The organism is Hoylesella timonensis S9-PR14 (assembly GCF_000762405.1).
Taxonomy (GTDB): Bacteria; Bacteroidota; Bacteroidia; order Bacteroidales; family Bacteroidaceae; genus Prevotella; species Prevotella timonensis_A.
Map to the genome: position 1 here is coordinate 1 of NZ_JRPQ01000100.1, position 14,712 is coordinate 14,712.

At 43.9% G+C, this 14,712-nt stretch carries 7 protein-coding genes, 1 tRNA gene and 2 rRNA genes; all 10 read right to left on the reverse strand.

The window, feature by feature from the left end; all coding sequences use genetic code 11:
• Nucleotides 1-253: 253 nt before the first annotated feature.
• The 10 genes from HMPREF9304_RS06780 to HMPREF9304_RS06825 all read right to left on the reverse strand — a co-directional run bounded on the left by HMPREF9304_RS06780 (nt 254) and on the right by HMPREF9304_RS06825 (nt 14,708).
• Nucleotides 254-1,807, reverse strand: coding sequence for a sulfatase family protein (locus HMPREF9304_RS06780; RefSeq protein WP_036927685.1), 1,554 nt, complete (start codon nt 1,805-1,807; stop codon nt 254-256).
• A 172-nt stretch (nt 1,808-1,979) separates the two neighbouring features.
• Nucleotides 1,980-3,542 (reverse strand): sulfatase family protein, encoded by a 1,563-nt coding sequence (locus HMPREF9304_RS06785; RefSeq protein ID WP_036927686.1) that lies wholly within the window; start codon nt 3,540-3,542, stop codon nt 1,980-1,982.
• A gap of 106 nt (nt 3,543-3,648) precedes the next feature.
• Nucleotides 3,649-5,454 (reverse strand): RagB/SusD family nutrient uptake outer membrane protein, encoded by a 1,806-nt coding sequence (locus HMPREF9304_RS06790; protein ID WP_036927689.1) that lies wholly within the window; start codon nt 5,452-5,454, stop codon nt 3,649-3,651.
• 42 nt (nt 5,455-5,496) lie between these two features.
• Complete coding sequence (locus tag HMPREF9304_RS06795) at nt 5,497-8,994, reverse strand: TonB-dependent receptor (protein ID WP_231564486.1); 3,498 nt, start codon at nt 8,992-8,994, stop codon at nt 5,497-5,499.
• A gap of 34 nt (nt 8,995-9,028) precedes the next feature.
• Nucleotides 9,029-9,961, reverse strand: a complete 933-nt coding sequence (locus HMPREF9304_RS06800) for a FecR family protein (RefSeq protein ID WP_052045983.1) — start codon at nt 9,959-9,961, stop codon at nt 9,029-9,031.
• Nucleotides 9,962-10,014: 53 nt separating this feature from the next.
• Nucleotides 10,015-10,575: an RNA polymerase sigma-70 factor gene (locus HMPREF9304_RS06805; RefSeq protein WP_036927692.1), complete on the reverse strand. Its 561-nt coding sequence runs from the start codon at nt 10,573-10,575 to the stop codon at nt 10,015-10,017.
• A 22-nt stretch (nt 10,576-10,597) separates the two neighbouring features.
• Nucleotides 10,598-11,077, reverse strand: a complete 480-nt coding sequence (gene msrC, locus HMPREF9304_RS06810) for a free L-methionine (R)-S-oxide reductase MsrC (protein ID WP_036927695.1) — start codon at nt 11,075-11,077, stop codon at nt 10,598-10,600.
• Between the two features lie 110 nt (nt 11,078-11,187).
• Nucleotides 11,188-11,300, reverse strand: a 5S ribosomal RNA gene (gene rrf / locus HMPREF9304_RS06815).
• 117 nt (nt 11,301-11,417) lie between these two features.
• Nucleotides 11,418-14,359 (reverse strand): 23S ribosomal RNA (locus HMPREF9304_RS06820).
• A gap of 275 nt (nt 14,360-14,634) precedes the next feature.
• Nucleotides 14,635-14,708, reverse strand: a tRNA-Ala gene (locus HMPREF9304_RS06825).
• Between the last annotated feature and the right edge of the window lie 4 nt (nt 14,709-14,712).

Genomic DNA, 14,712 nt, shown 5'->3' on the forward strand with positions numbered 1-14,712 from the left:
ATATGCCTTGTATGAAGTTTCTGTTCGTTAGGTCAGATGTTTGCCGCCAGCTTCCTCCAGATTTCANCTCACGATGAACACCCTTGCTCTTGGCTATGTAATTCCCGCTATTAGGGCTTACTCGGGACTTCCACCCATTAGATAATGCTCATGCCGAGCGTACTACAAAAAAAAGTCTGCGTCAATAACTGAACGCAGACTTTTTTTTATTATAGACTCATCCGTATGAGCATTATACTTTCTGTAAGATTCTTTACTTCTTAGTCTTAGCACGCTCATCACGCAGAATATTCTGCATAGAGTATACTATCTTTGGGTTTTGGTTAGCAAGGTTGTTGCTTTCCCATTCGCTTGCAGAAATATCGAAAAGCTGTGGCATAGGATTGTTACCTGTCTCGACCTTCGGTCCCCATTGTATCATCTTCGGACCATTGCTCGGCTCGATGTATTTCCACTGCTTTGTACGAACAGAGAGTACATGATTAGAGGCAAGCTCAAGAACATACTTGCGGTTTTTAGTTTCCTTACCAAGCAATGTTGACATACAGTCCTCACTATCGGGAGCCGTACCTTGTGGCATACGTGCACCGAGCATACTTGCGAACGAACGAATATAGTCAATCTGTGAAACAAGAGCATTTGATGTCTGACCAGCCTTAACCTTTGTCGGCCATCTTACAATAGCCGGTACACATGTACCACCTTCAAAAGCACTGTACTTATTGCCACGCCACGGTCCTGAAGGCTTATGGCCATTCAACAGTTCCTCAGCCTGATCCTGATAGCCATCATCAACAACGGGTCCGTTGTCACTTGTAAGAAGTATGATGGTGTTGTCAGCAATGCCGAGCTTGTCGAGAGTCTCCATAATCTGACCTACCGACCAGTCGAACTGCACGATAGCGTCGCCACGCACTCCCATACTGCTCTTTCCACGAAAACGTTGGTGTGGGAAACGAGGCACATGCACATCGTTTGTAGCGAAATACATGAAGAAGGGATTGTTCTTGTTTGCCTTGATAAAGTCTATAGCATGCGATGTGATTGAGTCGGCTATGTTCTCATCCTTCCACAAAGCCTTGCCACCGCCCTTCATATAGCCTATACGACCAATACCATTCACAATAGACATGTTGTGACCATGACTTGACTTCATGTTATAGCAAAGTTCCGGATTCTGCTTGCCAGTAGGCTCACCGGGGAAATTCTGCTTGTAGCTCACCTCAATAGGAGCACTCTCATCCCAATTGGCTACACTGCCATTCTCAATAAACACACATGGTACACGGTCAGCTGTTGCAGCCATAATGTAATGGTAGTCGAAACCTATATCGGCAAGACCTGCCGGCAGCGGAGCATTCCAATCCTGTGTACCTGCCTTGTCGCCAAGACCGAGATGCCACTTGCCAATGGCGCAAGTACGATAACCCTGACTGCGGAACATATCAGCCATTGTATAATCCTCCGGACGAATTATCATGCCAGCATTACCTGCTGCCACATCAGTGCCAGGACGACGCCAAGCATACTCACCAGTAAGAATAGAGTAGCGCGACGGAGTACTCGTAGCTGCAATAGCATGAGTATCAGTAAAACGTATGCCCTGACTCGCCAGGCGGTCAACGTTAGGAGTCTCCACATTCTTTGCTCCATAGCATCCAAGGTCGCCATAACCAAGGTCATCGGCAAGAATTATTATCACGTTAGGACGATTAGGGTCAATGTTAGGCTTTGCTTTCTTTGCAGCGTGAGCTATCTGAGTTGCAAACGGTGCAAGAAGTCCAAGCAGCATATACGATTTGTTCATATATAGTGGATATTATTTTAAGTTAGTCATAATTATAATAATGATACAAAATTACTCAAAACTAATGTAATCCTATTATGAAATATGTGATATTATTTCAACAAATGTCAAACCCGTTGGTGCTTTTTCACCAACGGGTCTATAATTTATTCGTACGTAATAAGAGCATTTATTAGTTGTCCTTAAGCTTAAATCTTATCGGATCATCGTATTGATTCTGCAACTTGTGAAGCTCTTTCTTCAACATTTTTGTTATCTTCTCCGTACCTTTCTCACCATATATATTATGCATCTGCTCTGGATCATTCTTCAAATCGTAGAGTTCCCATGCATTAACATCATCATAGAAATGTATCAGACTATAACGGTCGGTACGAACGCCATAGTGCTTGCACACAGAGTGTTCAGCAGGATATTCATAATAATGATAATAAAGCGACTTGCGCCAATCCTTTACCTTTTTACCCTCAAGCAACGGCAGGAACGACTCTCCTTGAATATCCGATGGAATCTTCACGCCAGCCAAGTCAAGTATAGTTGGAGCATAATCTATATTCTGCACCATTTCATCAACATCACCATGCTTGCCACCTGGGAGATAAACAAGCAAAGGTGTGCGGAATGATTCTTCATACATGAAACGTTTGTCAAACCAACCATGTTCACCCATATAAAATCCCTGATCTGAAGTATACACTATCATTGTATTTTCGAGAAGATTGTTCTCCTTGAGATACTTAATTACACGTCCTATATTGCGGTCTATAGAATGTATAACACGCATATAATCATGCATGTAACGTTGGTATTTCCATTCTGCAAGGGCCTTGCCCGAAAGTCCAGCTTCCTTAAACTTCTTGATAATAGGATCGTAATGAGCATCCCACTGAGCACGTTGTGAATCGGTCATACGCTTATAGTTCATACGTCCAATAGCTTCAAGATCTGGGTTTGAATGTATCTCATTTTCCTTATCAGCCATTTTCAAGTCATATACAAGGTCCATATCCTTGATAATACTCATCTCTTGTTTAGCAGCAGCAAGACGTCCTTCGTAGTTGTCATAGAAGTTATTTGGCAACGGATACACCTTTTCATTGTACAAGTCGAGATCGCACGTATCAGGACTCCACACACGATGAGGTGCCTTATGGTGCAATAGCAAACAGAACGGCTTCGATTTGTCTCGTTTGTTAGAAAGCCAATCAAGAGCAAGATCTGTGACAACATTTGTTACATAGCCGGAACGGCGCACTCGTGTACCATTACACTTGAAGTCAGGACTGTAATAATGACCTTGACCGATAAGTATATCCCAATAATCAAAACCGGTAGGATCACTCGTAAGATGCCACTTGCCAATCATTGCAGTTTGATAACCGGCCTTCTGTAGCAACTTCGGATAAGTTTGCTGTGAACCATCAAACGTCTTTGTGTTGTCCGTAAATCCATTAGCATGACTGTGCTTACCTGTAAGCATACATGCACGGGAAGGTCCACTAAGCGAATTGGCAACAAAACTATTAGTAAAACGAGTTCCATGTTCTGCAATCCAGTCTATATTCGGAGTATCTATAAAACGTTTGTCATAAGCACTTATTGTCTGGTATGAGTGGTCATCACTCATAATATAGACAATGTTCATGGGCTTATGTGATGTCTGCGCCATAATTTGCGCAGCATAGCCTAAAACAAGAGTACCTGTTGCATAAAGTCGCTGTAAATTTGTTCTCATAGTAGAAAAGCAATGTTTATTTTTAAGGGTGTGTCACAAAATGTATACTGTCAAGACACACCCTTATTTAATTAATATTGAAATATCATTTTTGCATTAGCCAATATTACCAACCAGGATTCTGTTTCCACTGGTTTTCTGTCAACTGCAGCATACGTGGCTGTATAGGCAAAAGATAGTCGCGATTGACATCAAATCCCCAACCATTACCAACAGTTTTAGGGTCTACCGGCAAAATATAGCGGTATGTATCTGATGCCGAACCTGACAAAAAGAGGTTATTGCCTGTAGCCTGATCGTAGACCAGTGCATTACCATACTTTGCGTGACCCTCAAGGTTACTGCCCTTAAACAGGGCACCTTCGGCATGTTTGCCAACGATAAGTTCGTCGGCTGCAGCCCAACGCATAATATCATAGAAACGCTTGCCCTCTGCTGCTTGCTCCACACGACGCTCACGACGCACAGCCTGTACATACTTGTCAAGACCTCGGAACGGATAGTCAGCATCATTATTATACTCGCGATCGAAATCCATCTGCGGCATACCAACACGGTCACGCAGCGGCTTTATCACTTCAATTATCTTTGCTGCATTCTGCGCACCACCAAGTTCGGCAAGTGCCTCTGCATAGTTAAGTAGAATGTCAGCATAACGACACTGAATACCTGGTGTCGCTCCACGGAATTCAGCATCCAGACTTCCTTTATAATCTATCTGTACATGCTTGAGCAGTGAGTAGCCAGTTTCATTCTTATTATAGCTCGAACCATTCAATGGAGGTACTACATATCCACCCTCATCAGGTCGCAAAATCTGTCCTGGCATACATACAGTCTGTGCAAGACGTGGGTCACGCACCGTAGGCTTCAGTTCTTCACCAAATACCTTTTTAGCTTCAATCACTTGGCTTCCAACAAATGGCTTGCCATCAATAGTAAGATAGTCATCTACAAGCGACTTTGTCACACCTGCACTTCCACCACCACGATTAAGATAGCGGTCTACATTATTACCAATATTGGATCCATCATAATGCTTAAACCAGAGTACCTCTGAATTTGTACTAAGGTCTTCAATTTGGAACAAAACACGATAGTCATCAAGTTTATTACCAGTACTATAAATGTGCCAAACATTGCGGTCTACCACATCCTTACATGCTTCAACGCATTGATTGAGATAACTCTTTATTTTCTCATCAGTAATGGTTTTGTCATAGAACGGGTCATTCTTTGCTTTGTGATATTTCTCCCATGTTGCCTCAAATAGGGCGACCTCTGCTTTCAGAGCACGTGCAACATCTTTGTGTATGCGCATCGTTGAACTATTGTTCTGTACATTCAAGTTCTCAATAGCTTTATCAAGGTCTGCCAATATATTGTCGGCAATCACGGTACGGTTCTCACGTGGCAAATGCATCTCCTCAGCATTCGGATCAAGAGGCTTTTCTATCCAAGTTAGTTCACCGTAGTTTTTGAACAATTGGAAATAATACCACGCTCTGAAGAAATATCCTTCGCCTACACACTGCTTGTAATTCTGCGAACCGATCTCATTGCAATTAGTGAGATTGTTCAGGAAGAAGTTGACATTGCGAATGTATGTATAATTTGTCAATTTCGACGCATTTGCCAATGTCACCGCTCCATTGAGACGTGTGTTGATAGATGAACCTGACATATTGTCGCTGGCAATATCACCACTGGCGATGAAATCATTACCATTCCAGCCAAATCCCTGAGCAAAGACTGCCGTCTCATAAAATTGGTCAAGGTAGCTGTTCATCTCGCCTATTGTAGAGAATGCGCCTACAGTCGACATTACACCTTCAGGCGATTTGTTGAGGTCATAGCATCCTGTAAGACAGAGCATGGATGCGATACCTACTGTTATATTTTTAATATTCATAATTGTCATTATTGTTTTAGGTTGTAAATCCATTAACTATACTTAGAAGCTCACCGATAAGCCAATTGAGTAAACCTTATTTATAGGATACTGCTTACCACCCTCTGCATTATAGCTATTCTGAGCAAATATTACTTCAGGATCGAACATGCCCTTAAGGCTTGTTATAGTGAAGAGGTTTTCACCCGAAACAAACACACGCACCTGCTCTAATCCAGCCTTATGTATAAATGACTTTGGCAGGTCATAACTGATGGTAAGGTTCTTCAAACGGCAATAGGCTGCACTCTGCAGATATTGATCGGTAGTGTAACGTGATGTCTTGGCATTATACTGACCCACACCGCCAGCCGTATTGATGTACGGTTTCGGATAGTAGGCATTTGGATTTGACTCGCTCCAATAGTCAAGATGTTCCTTGAACAGTGTCACCTGTGCATACGAACTGCTACCCCAGAAGTATACATTGCCGGTAGGATCCCAGTCGCGCTTTCCTACACCCTGGAAAATGAAACTCATTCCAAGTCCCTTCCAGTTGATGCCACCACTGATGGTATACTGATAGCGCGGTGTAGTATTACCAACAATGACCATGTCACCCATATCACCAAGCTTATTGCTACCATTGTTAACATAACCATCATTATCGAGGTCACGATAAGCCACATCACCTGGTGTCCATTTCTGCTTTGTGAAGAACGAGTTATCATGTGTAGCATTATACTGATCGGCCTGTTCCTGCGACTTGATAAGTCCGTCTGTACGATAGCCCCATATTTCGCCTACCATCTTACCCTTATACCAGTTGGCTGAAGGATTCGTACCAGTTGGGTTCTCATATGCTGTAACCTTGGCTGTAGCATCTGAGAGCGATCCACCGATATTATAGGTAATATCATTGCCTATCTTACCACGGTAGTTGAGTGTGAGTTCCCAACCACGGTTACGCAGCTGTGCATTGTTTGTCTGCGGAGCTGTTGCGCCAAAGAAGTCAGGGAAGTCTACACTTGGTCCGAGCATGTCTTTTGTATCACGTTGGAAGATATCGAAACTGCCCGAAAGTGCTCCACCAAAGAATCCAAAGTCAATACCGAGGTTCTTGCTGTCAACCTTCTCCCATGTCGTTGTAGGATTAACCACACCAGGAGCATTAAGATAGATATGACGTCCATCGTTGAATATATATCCTCCCAATCCATTATGGAGTCCCATTGTTGAAGCAAACGTATAAAGAGCTGCACCTGCCTGATTTCCAAGTCGTCCGATAGAAGCACGAACCTTGAACTGAGACAATACCTGACGATATTTCTCCATAAATGGCTCTTCTGTAAGATTCCATCCTACTGAAACAGAAGGGAAGAAGCCCCAACGATGATCCTTTGCAAAACGAGAAGAACCGTCATAACGTCCATTAAGTTCGAGCAGATAACGGCTCTTGTAGTCATAGTTGACACGTGCAAAGAAACTTCTCGTAGCCCATGAGTTGCGTGTATCAGTAACAACCTTGTCGCCTGTACCCATGCCCACATTTGGATTCGTTGTAGAATAAAGCCCAGTTATTACGTTACGTAGATAATCATATTTATTGTTCTCTTCTTGATAACCAGCCATTACAGTTGTATTGTGTGCCTGATTGATAGAGAAATTATAGGTACCATAAAGATTTATGGTCTGATAGTGAGTATTAGCATTATAGCGTGTAAACTTTCCGTCAGCCGTCACACCAAGCTCCTGACGTACACCCTTTGAGGTAGATACTCCATCTGCTGCATAAATCATCGGAGCCACGTTAAGAGCCGAGTAATGCGTTCCTATTATCTTATAGGTATAGTCCATGAAAACATAGAATCCCTTAAACGGATTAATCTCGAAACCGCCAGTCATGTTGATAAAGTCACGCTTTGTCTTGGTGTAAGTTCCACTTTGCAGATATGGTATCATCGAAAGCTCAGTGAAGTGACCATTCGGGTCTACCACAGACACTGTAGGACGGAAACGTGCAAGCGAATGGAAGAAACCATCACTCAGACCGCCATCGCCAAACGGTGTATTCTGTACAGAGTGTGCAAATTTGAGTCCTGCCTTAAGCTTCAACCATGGGGTGAGTTGCGAAGTAAGGTTTGTTGAAACATTAATTCGTTCAAAATCGATATTTGCATAGCGCAGAAGTCCATCTTCCTTATAGTAACCAGCCGAAGTATAGTACTGTGCAGCCTTACCACCACCGCTTACGCTAAGGTTATGACGCTGCTTAAATGATGCATCTTTATAATGCAAATCGAAATAGTCAACATTACCTATACCACTTTCAGAATTCTCAAAAGCCGGATTCATACTTGCTGTCGATGACAATTCCTGCCAAGGATTCACACTCGAAGGATCATTGATATACTGCTCTAAAAGTTTAATCTTTTCATCGCTATACAAACGAGACGAGTTGGCATTCTTACATCCGTCGTTCCACATTCTGGCAAAATCAACCGAGTTAAGCATTTCAGGCAATACTGTAGGCGAATTCCATCCCACTGTACCTTGATAATTAATGCGTGACTTTCCCTCCTTACCACGCTTTGTGGTTACGAGTATAACGCCATAAGCAGCACGCGCACCATAGATAGCACAAGCTGCAGCATCTTTTAATACTGAAATATTTTCGATATCATTTGGATTGACATCAGAGAGCGACATTTCAATTCCATCAACAAGTACATATGGATGACCTGTACCTGAAAGGTTACCCTGTCCACGAAGTGTAAGCATACCTGAAGAACCTGGACGTCCCGAACTATCATTTGATACAAGCAAACCTGGAACAAGGCCTTGTAAACTCTGAGTTGCGTCAGTCACTGGACGACTAGCTATCTCTGTACCATTCACAGAAGAGACAGCACCCGTAAGGTCGGCCTTCTTCATTGTACCATAACCCACAACCACAACCTCGTTTAGATTTTGTGCATCTTCTTTCAAATGTATAGTTGAGTTACCTCCATTTACCTTTACCTGCTGGGGTAAAAAACCGATATATGTTACGCTCAGCGTTGCATTTTCTTTAGAAACATTGAGTGTATAGTTACCATCTATATCCGTAACTGTACCATTCTTTGTTCCCTGCTCAACAACAGATGCGCCAATGATGGGTTCGCCATTATTGTCAAGCACACGGCCCGTTATTTTAGTTTTGCCTACACCTTGGCGTACTGATTGTTCTGGCTGCGCTCCATTATGTCCTGCTTTAACAATAATGATGTGACGGTCTACAATCTTGTAGGTAAGGTTGCCATTACACTTCAAGATTTGATTCATCAACTCGCCAAGCGTTTCCGACTTCGACTTCAACGACACTGTCTTGTTAAGATTGATAGTGTTCTGTGAGAAATCAACCGACATTTGGGTCTGCTTCTCAATAGCCTTGATAATTGACGATACCGTAGCCTTGTTCTGAGTCAGATGAATCACCTGACTTTGTCCGAATGTGCTCACCGACATCGACAGACAGAGTGCAAGTGCGGCTGCTGTCTTCTTGTTCAATAAGGTCTTCATTGTTTTGTTAGTTTATATTAATATTTAGGTGTAACTATTTGGTGGTATTTTTTAAATAGAGCCGTATATTACGGCCATCTATTTTGTATGCTATATTGCCAGATATCATTGACAATACCTTCAGTACTCTGTCTACCGGTTCTTCCCTTTTGAAGTTCATGGTATAACGCTTGCCCAAATTGACATCCGGTGCCACTGTTATTGATACATCATACTTACGTTCCAAGGTCTTGACAATCACCGAAAGAGGCTGCGATGCAAAATCCACATTTCCTCCTACCCACGCACCGTAAGCCATAGCGTCAACTGTATTCTTGCGCATTGTGCCATTCCTACGATTGTAAACTACCTGCTCATTGGGCTTTAGTGTCATCGATTGTTTATTGTCAAACACCTTTACCAATCCTTCCTCAAGTGTCACTGTAATATTATCATCTTCGTTGTATGAGTCTACTGTGAAATGAGTTCCAAGCACCTTAACCTTCAGACTACCCATATTCACCACGAATGGATGCATTCGGTCTTTAGCCACAGCAAAATGACACTTACCGTTGACATACACATTGCGATTGTACGTTCTATTGCTAAAACGAGCTGGATAGATTATCGATGTACCTGCATCGAGCTTTACACAAGTATTATCCGAGAGTATCAGACTGTCTATCTTTCCTTCTGGAACATAAAATTGTGTCAACTCCGTCTCCTGTACATGATATTCTGCCGAATAATTCCAAGCAACAAAAGCGGTGATTATAGGCGCAATGAATAGTGCAGCATACTTCATGATGCTTAGCACACGCACCTTGCGACGATTTGCACGATTGTATGCCGTGCGACGATTGCGGAAAACATCAAGTGCATCCGACATCTCACTTTCTGATATGTCTGATATATCTTGATTCCACAAGCGACGCAGTGCATCGTCCTTTGGTGTTGATTCTGTATATTTGGTACTATTTGGTTGCATAGCTGTTTATGGTTTTCTACTAATAAGAGTAAAAAACCGGCAACCACACGTAGTTACTTATAGTTAATCAATGTTAACAATGCAAGTAATGGCAATAACTTGCGCAAATGGGCAAGTGCAACAGATATATGCGTCTCCACAGTACGCTTGCTTATGCCAAGACGCTCAGCAATCTCAGCATTGCCCAGTCCGTCTACACGACTCATCACAAACACACGGCGACGCTGCTCGGGCATAGAGTCAATCTCCCTCATTATGAAATCGTAGAGTTCATCGTAGCACATCTTCATGTCACCCGTCACGTCATTGCCTTGAATGTCACATGCCGACTCATCATCACAATACACAAGCGACTGCTTCACATAATGTATGGCGGCATTACGAGCAGAAATGAAAAGGTAATTGTCGAGATTTTCTATCCTCAAAAAACGTTCATGCTTAATCCATAGTTCCATAAACAAATCCTGAACTATGTTCTCAGCCTCACTCTTCTCACGACAAAAGCGCATTACAAACTGTAACACCTTGGGATAATACTCCACAAACAATGCGTCAAATGCCATCTCATTGCCATCGGCAAGGGCTGACATAAGGAATGTATTATTTGTGTACATATCTATATTACTTTAATAAAACTTAATCTACTTTTGTAAGCTTTGCCATAAACGTAGCAATCATTTCTGCAGCCTTTTCGAGATATTTTCTATCAACATCGTCGAATATTGACAATTCGGTGCTGTCGATGTCTATCTCACCTATTACTACTCCATCAGAAAATAATGGAACTACAATCTCCGATCTTGAGAGCGACGAACACGCTATATGTCCGGGAAAAGCTTCCACATCCTCAACTACAAGACTACGACCTTCCTTCCATGCTGTGCCACAAACACCGAGTCCGAACTTTATCCTCGTACATGCAGGAGCGCCTTGAAACGGACCGAGTATCAGTTCGTCACCATCTACAATATAAAATCCGACCCAGAAATATTCCTTTGGGAAGACTACTTTCATCACCGCTGCACAATTCGACAATACGCTAATAGGATTGTCGTCAGCATTGGCGAAGACTTCTATCTGCGAGAGAAGTTCACGGTATCTTGATTGTTTATCCATAGTTTCGTTTAGATTTAGCGACAAAATTAATAAAATAATGTAAACAAGCAAAAGAACACTGCAAAAAAAAAGGTCTCCAAAGTCGTTAGACCTTGAAGACCCTAAGTAAAAAAAGGCAGCTACCTACTCTCCCACATTGCATTGTAGTACCATCGGCGCAAGCAGGCTTAACTTCTCTGTTCGGAATGGGAAGAGGTGGAACCCTGCCGCTATAACCACCTNATAAAGGGGTTGACAAATCTTCACAAGCAAAACAGNAATAAAATAAAATGTANCTTTTTGTTGACGTGTCTATTTTCATAGCACTACAACACACGATACAACTGAAAGAATGGCTCACAAAAGAAAGTCTTGGGCAATTAGTAGTGCTCGGCTTTGCCATCGCTGGCTTTACACCTGCACCCTATCAACGTCGTCGTCTACAACGACCCTTATATGGAGTTCTCATCTTGCGGATGGCTTCGCACTTAGATGCTTTCAGCGCTTATCCTAACCAGACTTAGATACCCAGCGGTGCGCCTGGCGGCACAACTGGTAAACCAGAGGTCTGTCCATCACGGTCCTCTCGTACTAGTGACGGCACCACGCAAAACTCCTGCGCCCACGATAGATAGAGACCGAACTGTCTCACGACGTTCTGAACCCAGCTCGCGTGCCACTTTAATGGGCGAACAGCCCAACCCTTGGGACCTTCTCCAGCCCCAGGATGTGACGAGCCGACATCGAGGTGCCAAACCACCCCGTCGATATGAGCTCTTGGGGGGGATCAGCCTGTTATCCCCGGAGTACCTTTTATCCTTTGAGCGATGCAGTTTCCATACACATGCACCGGATCACTATGCCCCAGTTTCCTGCCTGCTCGGCATGTCTGCCTCCCAGTCAAGCGCCCTTATGCCATTGCACTCTAANAGGTCGGTTACCAATCGACCTGAGGGCACCTTTGGAAGCCTCCGTTACGCTTTTGGAGGCGACCACCCCAGTCAAACTACCCACCAAGCAGTGTCCGCACNTTNAGCGCGTTAGACCTCAGACAGCCAAAGGGCCGTATTTCAACGATGGCTCCAAAAGCGCTGGCGCGCCTCCTTCTAAGCCTCCGGCCTATCCTACACATCGGATGACCAAGGTCAATGCTAAGCTATAGTAAAGGTTCACGGGGTCTTTTCGTCCCATCGCGGGTAATCGGCATCTTCACCGATACTACAATTTCACTGAGATCATGATTGAGACAGTGTCCAGATCATTACACCATTCGTGCAGGTCGGAACTTACCCGACAAGGAATTTCGCTACCTTAGGACCGTTATAGTTACGGCCGCCGTTTACTGGGGCTTCAATTCAAAGCGTCTACTTGCGTATAACCTCTCCTCTTAACCTTCCAGCACCGGGCAGGTGTCAGACTGTATACTTCATCTTTCGAGTTAGCACAGCCCTGTGTTTTTGGTAAACAGTTGCCTGGACCTATTCTCTGCGCCTCGTAAGTAAACGAGGACCCCTTTTCCCGAAGTTACGGGGTTAATTTGCCTAGTTCCTTAACCATGAATCTCTCAACGCCTGAGTATATTCAACCCGACTACGTGTGTCCGTTTGCGGTACGGGTGCTGCATGACTGAAGCTTAGCGGATTTTCTTGGAAGCAGGATTACCCACACTATTGGCTTTCCCCGAAGGGAATGCCATACTTTCAAAAGTCAGCTCTCATGGCGGATTTGCCTACCATGATCAANGCCTAATTTCTTCAACGAGCTATTCCGTCAGCTCGNGGTGGTGTCACTTCTCCGTCTCCACAATCGCATCATGCAGCAGTCACGGAATATTAACCGTGTCTGCCATCGCCCTCGCCTGTCGGCTGAGACTTAGGACCCGACTAACCCCGGGATGATTGGCATTGCCCGGGAAACCTTAGTCTTGCGGCGGAAGGGAATCTTACCCTTCTTATCGTTACTTATACCTACATTTGCTTTTCTATACACTCCAGGAAAAGTTACCTTNACCATTCAACGTATATAGAATGCTCCCCTACCGATACTTTTATNATTACTATCCCGCGCCTTCGGTATCTGTCTTATACCCGATTATTATCCATGCCCAGACCCTCGACTAGTGAGCTGTTACGCACTCTTTGAATGAATGGCTGCTTCCAAGCCAACATCCTAGCTGTCACGGGGACCGGACTTCGTTAGACTAACTTAGACAGAATTCAGGGACCTTAGACGGCGGTCTGGATTCTTCTCCTCTCGGGGACGGACCTTAGCACCCGCCCCCTTACTGCACTACTGCNATACATAAGCATTCGGAGTTCGTCAGGTCGCGATAGGCGGTGAAGCCCTCTTGACCTATCGGTCGCTCTACCTCTTATGTAAATCATAGCACGCGGCACCTAAATGCCTTTCGGGGAGTACGAGCTATCTCCAAGTTTGATTGGCCTTTCACTCCTACACACACCTCATCCAGAAGCTTTTCAACGCTTATTGGTGCGGTCCTCCATCTCGTGTTACCGAGACTTCAACCTGGACATGTGTAGATCACTTGGTTTCGCGTCTACCTCCACCGACTAAAACGCACAAAGTGCGCTTTGTCTCCACAAAGGGAGACAACCTCGCCCTNTTCAGGCTCGCTTTCACTACGGTTGACGGATATCAATATCCTTAACCTTGCCGGTGACGGTAACTCGTAGGTTCATTATGCAAAAGGCACGCCGTCACTGCATAAAGCAGCTCCGACCGCTTGTAGGCGTATGGTTTCAGGATCTATTGCACTCCTCTCATCGAGGTTCTTTTCACCTTTCCCTCACGGTACTGGTTCACTATCGGTCTCATGGGAGTATTTAGCCTTACCGGATGGGCCCGGCTGATTCGCGCAGAATTTCTCGTGCTCCGCGTTACTCAGGATNACACTATGTCTTCTCTTGCTTCATATAAGGGGCTTTCACCCGCTATGGCTGAACGTTCCAGTTCATTCTATTCACAATCAAANTACAATATTATGGTCCTACTACCCCACGATTGCATTGCTACAACCGTGGTTTGGGCTTNTCCCCGTTCGCTCGCCACTACTAAGGGAATCATTTAATTATTTTCTTCTCCTAGAGGTACTAAGATGTTTCAGTTCCCTCCGTTTGCCTTACTGATTACAGTAATAACTATCTGATGATAGTTGGGTTGTCCCATTCGGAAATCCTTGGATCAAAGGTTATTTGCACCTACCCAAGGCTTAACGCAGCTTATCACGTCCTTCATCGCCTCCATGAGCCTAGGCATCCGCCATACGCCCTTATTTACTTTCTTTCGCCACNATCATACGTCTTNACACNGATGTAAACATCNATGNAAAAATCGTATGANTGGTTGCTCATACTTTCAGCTGTATTGTTTGATTGATAGGCATCTTANATCAATAAAATGCNTTATCAAGGTTCATTTGAACTTTTATTTTACTCTACAGTTTTGCTTGTGTCAATATGTCAAAGATCGTTTGCCTTGNAATTCATAATTNTTAATTCATAATTCATACTTTNGTCGGTATGAAATGANTTTACNTGNTTANGAATTTAAGACTGAAGTGGAGAATAACGGATTCGAACCGTTGACCCCCTGCTTGCAAAGCAGGTGCTCTAGCCAGCTGAGCTAATCCCCCAGGT

Coding starts and splice junctions, on each gene's coding strand:
- HMPREF9304_RS06780 (WP_036927685.1), bottom strand. CDS start 1,807: ATGAACAAATCGTATATGCTGCTTGGACTTCTTGCACCGTTTGCAACT.
- HMPREF9304_RS06785 (WP_036927686.1), bottom strand. CDS start 3,542: ATGAGAACAAATTTACAGCGACTTTATGCAACAGGTACTCTTGTTTTA.
- HMPREF9304_RS06790 (WP_036927689.1), bottom strand. CDS start 5,454: ATGAATATTAAAAATATAACAGTAGGTATCGCATCCATGCTCTGTCTT.
- HMPREF9304_RS06795 (WP_231564486.1), bottom strand. CDS start 8,994: ATGAAGACCTTATTGAACAAGAAGACAGCAGCCGCACTTGCACTCTGT.
- HMPREF9304_RS06800 (WP_052045983.1), bottom strand. CDS start 9,961: ATGCAACCAAATAGTACCAAATATACAGAATCAACACCAAAGGACGAT.
- HMPREF9304_RS06805 (WP_036927692.1), bottom strand. CDS start 10,575: ATGTACACAAATAATACATTCCTTATGTCAGCCCTTGCCGATGGCAAT.
- msrC (WP_036927695.1), bottom strand. CDS start 11,077: ATGGATAAACAATCAAGATACCGTGAACTTCTCTCGCAGATAGAAGTC.